Annotated in this window: 6 protein-coding genes and 1 pseudogene; 2 read left to right on the forward strand and 5 right to left on the reverse strand. The window is 46.6% G+C overall.

Features of this window, described 5'->3' with window-relative positions; translation table 11 throughout:
• The first annotated feature begins 128 nt into the window (after positions 1-128).
• Positions 129-3,422, forward strand: a complete 3,294-nt coding sequence (locus tag V7K67_RS00870; RefSeq protein ID WP_335164836.1) for a strawberry notch family protein — start codon at positions 129-131, stop codon at positions 3,420-3,422.
• A gap of 343 nt (positions 3,423-3,765) precedes the next feature.
• On the opposite strand, the pseudogene V7K67_RS00875 reads toward V7K67_RS00870, so the two are convergent.
• The 3 genes and pseudogenes from V7K67_RS00875 to V7K67_RS00885 all read right to left on the reverse strand — a co-directional run.
• Positions 3,766-3,849: pseudogene (locus V7K67_RS00875) on the reverse strand (HU family DNA-binding protein); the annotation flags it as partial.
• A complete protein-coding gene (locus tag V7K67_RS00880; protein WP_335164838.1) occupies positions 3,842-4,723 on the reverse strand; it encodes an aldo/keto reductase family oxidoreductase in 882 nt (293 codons plus the stop codon). The gene V7K67_RS00880 and the pseudogene V7K67_RS00875, both read right to left, overlap by 8 nt.
• A gap of 130 nt (positions 4,724-4,853) precedes the next feature.
• Complete coding sequence (locus V7K67_RS00885; protein WP_334700002.1) at positions 4,854-5,813, reverse strand: quinone oxidoreductase family protein; 960 nt, start codon at positions 5,811-5,813, stop codon at positions 4,854-4,856.
• A 154-nt stretch (positions 5,814-5,967) separates the two neighbouring features.
• Here V7K67_RS00885 and V7K67_RS00890 point away from each other — a divergent pair, with 154 nt between their 5' ends.
• Positions 5,968-6,900, forward strand: coding sequence for an AraC family transcriptional regulator (locus tag V7K67_RS00890; RefSeq protein WP_335164840.1), 933 nt, complete (start codon positions 5,968-5,970; stop codon positions 6,898-6,900).
• Between the two features lie 145 nt (positions 6,901-7,045).
• On the opposite strand, the gene V7K67_RS00895 is transcribed toward V7K67_RS00890, so the two are convergent.
• Together V7K67_RS00895 and V7K67_RS00900 are read right to left on the reverse strand one after the other, a co-directional pair.
• Positions 7,046-8,182 (reverse strand): ParB/RepB/Spo0J family partition protein, encoded by a 1,137-nt coding sequence (locus V7K67_RS00895; protein WP_335164842.1) that lies wholly within the window; start codon positions 8,180-8,182, stop codon positions 7,046-7,048.
• Between the two features lie 2 nt (positions 8,183-8,184).
• Positions 8,185-8,697, reverse strand: a 513-nt coding sequence (locus V7K67_RS00900; protein ID WP_335164844.1) for a ParA family protein, incomplete at its 5' end; no start/stop codon positions are given.

The following is an 8,697-nucleotide window of genomic DNA, read 5'->3' on the forward strand; positions in this document are numbered from 1 at the left end:
TTAATCACCCAATGATTTATGTATTTATACATTAAAAACATGTATTTATTATTACTAAGCTTTGTGTTACAAAATGAAGTGCGGAATGTGGGTTAAATCTGCCTGAAATACTGGCACTGATTCAGCAGTTGCCACAGCGATCTTCGTGGGAACGCTCAGAAAAAGTCAAAGCTGCTGCGGCGAAGGCAAAAGTTGTTCAATTGCCATTCCGTACTACAGTTGCACAACCAGAAACAGTTTCCTCTCTTCCAGACGACATAGTAGTGTTGGAATACGAAGTCGTCGAGTGGTCTGCTACTGAAGGACTCAAAGATACTTTATATGAAACCTATCGCCCACAACGAATCAGAATTAAAGATGCTTTACCTCATCCCTCGCTGCTTTGCGAAAGTGCAGCCCTAGCACTTGTCTCGCCACCAACACCAACTTATAAACCGCATCTCCCACGGAATATTATCACACAAGGCTTGTTGTCAGAGGCACAACTTGAAAGCGTTATTTACGCAGGTCAGGCGCACTGTGAATTTCTATCTGGGTCTTATATTGTTGATGACTCATGGGATAATGTGACTGTAGCAGCAACTAGCTCAGAAAACGCTGTTAGATTTCGCCGTGGCTGGTTCCTTGGTGATGGGACGGGAGCGGGGAAAGGACGACAGTGTGCAGGAATCATCCTCGACAACTGGTGTCAGGGACGACGCAAGGCAATCTGGGTATCTAAAAGTTCTGCCTTAATTGAAGATGCCCGACGCGATTGGTGTGCGCTCGGAGGTAGTGAAAAAGATATCATTGATCTGGGTAACATCAAACTTGCCGACTCAATCCCTTTCACCCAAGGCATTCTGTTCTGCACCTACTCGACTCTGCGCTCACAAAAGAATGATAAAAGTCGGCTCAAGCAAATCGTTGAGTGGGCAGGCAAGGACTTTGAGGGAGCGATCGCTTTCGACGAATGCCACAGTATGGGTAACGCAATGGCACAAGAGGGTAAATTGGGCATGGTTGCAGCATCCCAGCAAGGCATTGTTGGACTGCGGTTGCAAAATGCATTACCGCAGGCACGGGTTGTCTACGTTTCTGCGACTGGTGCTACTATTGTCTCAAATCTCTCATACGCCAATCGCCTGGGACTTTGGCAGACTGGGGATTTCCCGTTTACCTCCCGTGAAGATTTTGTGGAATCCATTGAGGGGGGTGGTATCGCCGCGATGGAAGTTGTGGCTAGAGATTTGAAAGCACTCGGTCTGTATTTGGCGCGGAGTCTTTCATTCGAGGGAGTTGAGTATCAAACTCTCTACATTGATTTAACGCCCACGCAGGAACGGAGTTATAACAGCTACTCCGATGCTTTTCAGGTTATTCATAATAATTTAGAGAAAGCGCTAGAAGCTTGCAATATCTCTGGTGACAAGACTTACAACCGTGCTGCGAAGATGAGCGCAGTGTCTCAGTTCGAGTCGCACAAGCAAAGATTCTTCAACCATCTGTTGACAGGTATGAAGTGTCCTCTCTTGATCAAAGCGATTGAGCAGGATTTAGTCCAAGGTCTTGCAGTTGTCATTCAAATAGTTTCGACTAATGAAGAACTTTTGAAACGACGACTTGATGAAGTTCCGGCTGACGAATGGCAGGATCTCAATCTTGACCTGACTCCACGGGAATACCTCATGGATTACCTGATGAGTGCTTTCCCTGTTCATCTTCATTCCATCCATTCTGGCGTTGATGGAGAAGAAAGATCCGAGCCAGTCTTTGACGCTGATGGCTCTCCGGTTATTTCTATTGAAGCTGTAGCCTTGAGAGATGCCTTAGTCGATAAGTTAGCAAGTCTTGACCCAATCCCTGGCGCATTAGAACAATTGCTGTGGCATTTTGGTCACAAGCAAGTGGCTGAAGTCACAGGTCGTAGCAAGCGAGTTCTCAAGGATGATTCCGGACGTTTGTTTGTTGATTCACGTGGTGGTGGCGCTAACATTGCTGAAACTGCTGCATTCATGGCGGACGAGAAACAAATTCTCATCTTCTCTGATGCTGGTGGTACTGGTCGCAGTTACCATGCTGACCTTAACGCTGTGAATCGTAAAAGGCGATCGCACTATCTTTTAGAAGCCGGCTGGAGAGCAGACAACGCAATCCAGGGGTTGGGGCGATCGCACAGAACCAACCAAGCATCAGCACCCGTGTTCCGACCTGTTACCACTAACGTCATCGGTGAACGCCGCTTTATCTCAACTATTGCCCGAAGGCTCGATAGCTTGGGCGCTCTGACTCGCGGTCAACGGCAGACGGGTGGCAATGGGATATTTGAGGCTAAGGATAATCTGGAGTCGAACTATGCAGAACACGCTTTGTATGAGTTATTTAAGCAAATCTTCCAAGGTCGATTTTATGAAGTGTCACTCGGCACTTTCGAGCAAATGACAGGTTTATCGCTGACTTCCCACGAAGGTGGGATGAAGATCGATCTCCCACCACTACGGCAATTCCTTAATCGGCTGCTGGCTTTACGCATCGATATGCAAAACATCATTTTCGAGCGTTTTGAGTTATTGCTAAGTCAGCAGATTGAAGCAGCGATCGCGGCTGGTGTTTACGAGATGGGTGTAGAGACACTCCGGGCTGAACGCTTTACTGTTGAGAGCCAGGAAGCTGTCTACACCCACCCTGCCACAGGTAGCGTCACCAACTACCTCAAAATTGAGCGAGTTCAGAAGAACAACATCAGAACGGCTCAAGAGATGGTTGAGTTTGCTGCCAAGTACCAAGGGCAATTCATGGTGAATGAGAAAGGTCGTGCGGCGATAACAATTCCAACGCATAGTCTATTCGACTCTGAGGGTGGAGTTGTCCCAAGAGTTTTGCTGATTCGCCCACAGAAAGAAACTCGCGTACCAGTCCAAGACTTGGAATCTTCCACTTGGCGGCAGGTTTCGGCTGACACCTTTGCTGCTGCTTGGTCTACTGAAGTAGACGCATTGCCCAAGTTCACAACCGATTATCTGCACTTAGTCACCGGTATTTTGTTGCCCATTTGGAAAATCTTGCCGCAGCAGAATAGTCGAGTATTCCGACTACAAACCAGCGATGGACAAAAGATTCTCGGTCGGGTGGTGAATGCTCACGACATTCAAACCGTGCGCGAACAACTTGGACTAAGGAACCAAGTGCTTTCTCCAGAAGAACTTGTCTCACTGGTACTCAACCAGAGATATACACAGCAGTTGCCAGGTGGTGTAACCTTGCGACGTTCTTTCGTTGCTAATGAAGCTCGCATAGAACTGGTTAATGCTATCTCACTGGCAGAGCGACTCTTAGCTGTGGGTTGCTTCACCGAGATCATCAACTGGCAAAAGCGGGTATTCATTCCGGTTTCAGACAAAGCCCCAGCTATTCTAGCGGCTGTGATTGGAATATTGGGATAATTCCCAACTTCAAAGACCCAGGCATTTAATCTGGGTCTTTTTTTCTCTCAAAAACTTACTTAAGATAGATTATTATTCATACTTAAGTTACTTGTAAAAAGTGCTAATGTTAAAAAAATTTCCAGAAGGTCTATAACTAGGCTTGATCTGTTAGTTTCACTTAAGGCATTACGAAGGTAGGTATTGGTGCAGCGATCGCGCTTTTTTTACATCTGCAATTCAACACTCCGTTCCCCCTACCGTTGCCCCACGCTGCCTTGAGAACTGCGATGGCTGCGCCAACGCGCCTGGGCAAACGCTACAGCTTTGCAATGATTGGATTGCTTGACCACTAGCAATTCATTTATGGTGCTACTTTTTCTTTGAACAGCTTCCCAGGAGAAAATGCAGGAACTTTGGTAGCTGGGATAGTCATTGGCTCATTCGTTAGGTACAGCGATCGAGTTAAGATCATTGACTGTTTGAGACGGAAGTTGCAAATCTGCGGCTTTGAGATTCTCGCGCAGATGCTCAACCGATGACGTTCCCGGAATCAGCAGGATGTTAGGCGCTCGTTGAAGCAGCCATGCTAGCGCGACCTGCATTGGTGTCGCCTGAAGAGAGCTTGCAGCGGCATCGAGCTTGGACGATTGCAACGGCGTGAATCCACCGAGCGGAAAGAACGGTACATACGCCACACCGCGCTGTGCGAGGTCGTCGATCAAGGCATCATCTTCGCGATGCGCTAAGTTGTACTGGTTCTGGACACACACAATCTCAGTCATCGCCTGAGCTTCCTCGAACTGTCGGGGAGTAATGTTGCTCAGTCCGATATGGCGGATGAGTCCCTGACGCTTCAAGTCAACTAGGGTGGTCAGTGGTTCTGCGATCGGCCCTTCGGACGGTGCTTGAGTACCTCCAACTCTGAGATTGACAATATCTAGCGCCTCAAGACCAAGATTTTGCAGGTTATCGTGAACGGCGGTGATCAGCTCTTGCCGCGAGAAAGCAGGTTGCCACGACTTATCCGCCGGACGACGCGCCCCTACCTTAGTGACAATCACCAAATTCTCAGGATAGGGGTGAAGCGCCTGACGAATAATTTGATTGGTGATGTGCGGACCATAGAAATCGCTAGTATCAATGTGATTGACACCGAGGGCGATCGCCTCACGGAGAACCGCAATGGCGGCATCCACGTCACGGGGCGGCCCAAACACTCCTGGCCCCGCGAGTTGCATTGCACCGTAACCCAGACGATTGAGAGCGATCGACGTGTTTGGCAGCGTGAAGCTGCCCCCTAGATTGGTTTGCTGAATCATATTGCTATTTCCTTCGAGTGCTAATTAGTTTTAGTAAAAAGAGTGAAGCCTATTCGATGTCAAAAGGAGGATTATTTCAGGCTGTATTTTCAGTACTCACAAAGATGCTGGTTGAGTCATGCTCATACTCTTATTCGCCGTTCACACGCAACACGATCTTGCCCAGATAATGCTGTTTCATCGCTGATTGCGCCTGCGCCGCCGCTTCGAGTGGAAACGTCTGCGCGATGTGAACTTGAAACTGGTCGATGCCGATCAATCGGTTGAGTTGATCGAACAACATCGGGTCAGCATTTGCCTTCTTGAGTTCCACACCGTCGGGCGCTTTGGGTTCGGGCATTATGCCGTTAGGAAAAGCAATGATTCCGCCCTGGCGCACCAAACTCAGCGTAGATTGAACGTTGTCACTGCCCACTAGCACCAACGCGGCATCGAAGCCATCGGGCGCAAATGCGCGGGCGCGTTGCCCAACGTCGTCGCCGTGTCCGTCCACCGCTTCATCAGCACCCAACTGCTTGACCAACTCCACACCGTCTGCGCCCGATGCAATGGCGAAAACGCTCGCGCCCATCCGCTTGGCGAGTTGCAGCGCGACGTGACCGACGCCACCGCTCGCGCCCCACAGGATCAATTTAGTTCCGTCGCCCGTCAAGAGCGCCTTCAAATTACTTAGCGCCGTCAAACCAGCAATGGGCAATCCGCCTGCCATTAGCATATCAAGGCCATCGGGTATCGGCGCGACCGTTTTTTCGGAGACGACGACGTATTCTGCATAGCTACCGCCCTTGTCGTTCATAAAACTTTGGGCATAAACGCGATCGCCAACGGCGAAACGCTCGACACCATCGCCGACAGCAGTGATTGTGCCTGCACATTCGCCGCCCAGCACACGCGGAAAGTGAACTTCGTTATACACCAGTTCACCTTCACGCTCCATCACGTCCCAGACACCAACTCCGGCGACCTCAACGCGAATCAAAACTTCGCCCGTATCTACCGTAGGTACGGGTAAGGTGTGCAAAGTCAGCTTATCAGATCCGCCGAACTTGTCAACAGCCATTGCTTTCATCGGTTGGGAAGTGGTTTGCATTTCTTAGGTTCTCCGAATCGAACGCTTCTTTGATCGCTACGAGTTCAGCATAAGTTTGAAAAGCTTTTCTTGAAATACACAAACCTCGCTGATGATTGCCTAATTCTCCAAAGCAATCGTTTTAAGTGGTTCTATAATTGTCAAGAGTAAGGCATTGAGCGATCAAGTTCATAGCATGATTAAAATTTCTAATTCTGACGTGATTGCGAATCAGTACCAAGAACTCGCGACCTTGCTAATCAGGCACACCGAGGGTAATGGTTTGCATTCAACTGCGATCAATCAATTGAGCTTTGGGCGCTCCGATGCGATGTCTTCGGCAACCTACAGTGTTGATGAACCCCGCTTCACCCTGATCGTTCAAGGCAAGAAAGAAATGTTGCTGGGTGAGGAAACATATCCATACCACGCAGGGCAATATCAAGTCCTTTCGGTTGCTCTACCGATCAGTGGATGTGTGGTTGAGGCAACACCTGACAAGCCGTGTTTAATGCTGAAGTTGAGCTTAGACTTAGTGCAACTGTGTGATTTGGTTGCCCAGATGGGTTTTAGTTCAGCCAAGCAAGAGAACTCTGTCCGAGGTCTATGGGTTAGCAACGCCGATGCTACGTTGATCGAGTGTGTCCTTCGCATAGTCAAGCTCTTAGAAACACCGCAAGACATCCCGATACTAGCACCGGTGATGCTGCGTGAACTCTATTACCGTCTGCTTGTCGGGGAACAAAGTAAAGCCGTGCGCCAAATTGCCACATCCGGCAGCAGTATGCAGCGCATTGCGTCAGCCATCCAACTGATCAAGGCTGAGTTTAACCAATCGCTGCGGATCGAGGATTTAGCAAACCGGGTCAAGATGTCTGCTTCGTCGTTTCACCAGCATTTTAAGCAAGTGACCTCGATGAGTCCAATGCAATATCAAAAGCAGCTAAGACTGTTGGAAGCACGACGCCTAATGCTAACTGAAGATTTTGACGCAATTGCTACTGCTCACCAAGTGGGATATGAAAGTCCCTCACAGTTCAGCCGTGAATATTCTCGAATGTTTGGTGCGCCGCCAATTCAGGACATTCAACGTTTACGTACAGCATAACCCTGTTTTGTCACTCTAAGAAAATAAAAATCAGAGCCGAATTTTCAACTGTATAGCCAACGGTGTACTCGCTATCCCACATTATATTCGTGCATCTAATTACTAAAACAGTGACAATTAGTTAGCAGAGGGTAGCGACCGATCTTTAATTTTGTTTTAGTACTTTTTCAATTTCTATTAATTTGTGACGTAAGACTTCCTGTAATTCTGTTAATTCAGCAGGGTTAGCTTGCTTGAGCAACTCTAAAGAGAGTTGTTGCAAACGATTAGATGCTTGGGATACTGCTTTTTTCTTAGTATTTTTGGTTACTGCTAGCTTAGACTCAGATGCTATCACTTCAGCTACTAATTTTCGAGTAGCAACAACAGACAACTTTTCTACTATTACTTTGTGCGTAGTCTCTTCCCTAATAGATTTTGCTTTTTGTTCACTCAATCCCAAATTTTTTGCGGAAAGTTTTTGTAGAGCCAATGCATGAACACCTTTAAGTCCTGCTCTTATAGCAAGTTTTAGGTCTTCTGCTAAAGATAGCATCGGAAAAATATTGGCATCGATAGAAGCAGGATTTAGCTGTAAATCTAACAGTAGGCTTAAGATTGCTCGTTCTGAGTCGCTTAAATCTAACGACTCTAGTTCTTGTTCTTGTTTTTTTGCATCTGCTGTTATTAAATCCACCAGCGATGTTATACGTTTTTGACTATTCAAACGTCGTATTACTGTTGAAAGAATACGCGGAATATCTTGAAGTTCTAATCCAATAATTGTAGACAATTCACGCGCGATCGCCTCGGCTTTATCCAAAGGATTAAGGTCTTCTCGATGTAGAGAAGTTAGTAGTGCTTTACGATGTAAACCAGTCGGTTCTGGAATAATAACTGCTTCTAAGGTTTGCCAACCTAAAGCTTTAGCACTGCGCCAGCGTCGCTCTCCGTCAAATATTAATAGATGATTCTCTCTTTGAATCAGAATAACTGGTTGTAACTGTCCATCACTAGCTAAAGAGCGAGACATAGATTCAAGACTTTCAGTTAAAAATGTTTGTCTAGGTTGTTCTATATTTGGCTCTATTTGCTCGATAGGAATTGACAAAATACCTATTTGTGACTGAAGTTGTGTTCGCAACTCTTCCAATTGTCTTTCCAACTCGCCAGAATTTTTGTCACGAAGTTCTTCAATCTCTGCTCTTAATTGCTGTATTTCTTGCTCTGCTTCAGATAATTGCTGAGATTGCTTCGCACCTGAAAAATAATTTGTAAGATTAGGAGTGTTACGAGCGCACATAATTATTTTGTCTTTTTAGTTGTCTTAGGTTTTCCAATTAAAGTCACAAGATGAGAAGTAGTTTCTTTAAAATCATCCTTAGCAGGATGACTAGGACGGTAAATATGCAATGGTAAACCTTGACCACTGGCATTGACAAATTCTGCGCTATCACGGATTGCTGGAAATGCTCGAATCTTCATGTGTTGCAACTGTTCAGGTAATCCTGCAAGCATCTGTCTATGAGTACTTCTGCGAACATCATATTGATTGGGAACAAATCCTAAAATTTCTGGAGTTGGGTTTAAACGCAAGTATTTGCAATGATAGTAGTACCATTCCAATAAATGTGCTGCTCCTTGAATTGATTTTGGTTCTAGCTGTACGGGGATAATAATATGTGTACAAGCGGCTAGAGCCATTAAAGGTAAAGGGCCAAGGGTAGCTGGGCAATCAAAAATAACTACATCGTGTGCTAGTGGATAATCTGTTAAACAGTCGGCTAAAAGGTAGGCTCCTCTTTTATGTAGCACAAG

It is taken from the genome of Nostoc sp., from assembly GCF_036917155.1.
In the GTDB taxonomy this organism is placed as follows: domain Bacteria; phylum Cyanobacteriota; class Cyanobacteriia; order Cyanobacteriales; family Nostocaceae; genus Nostoc.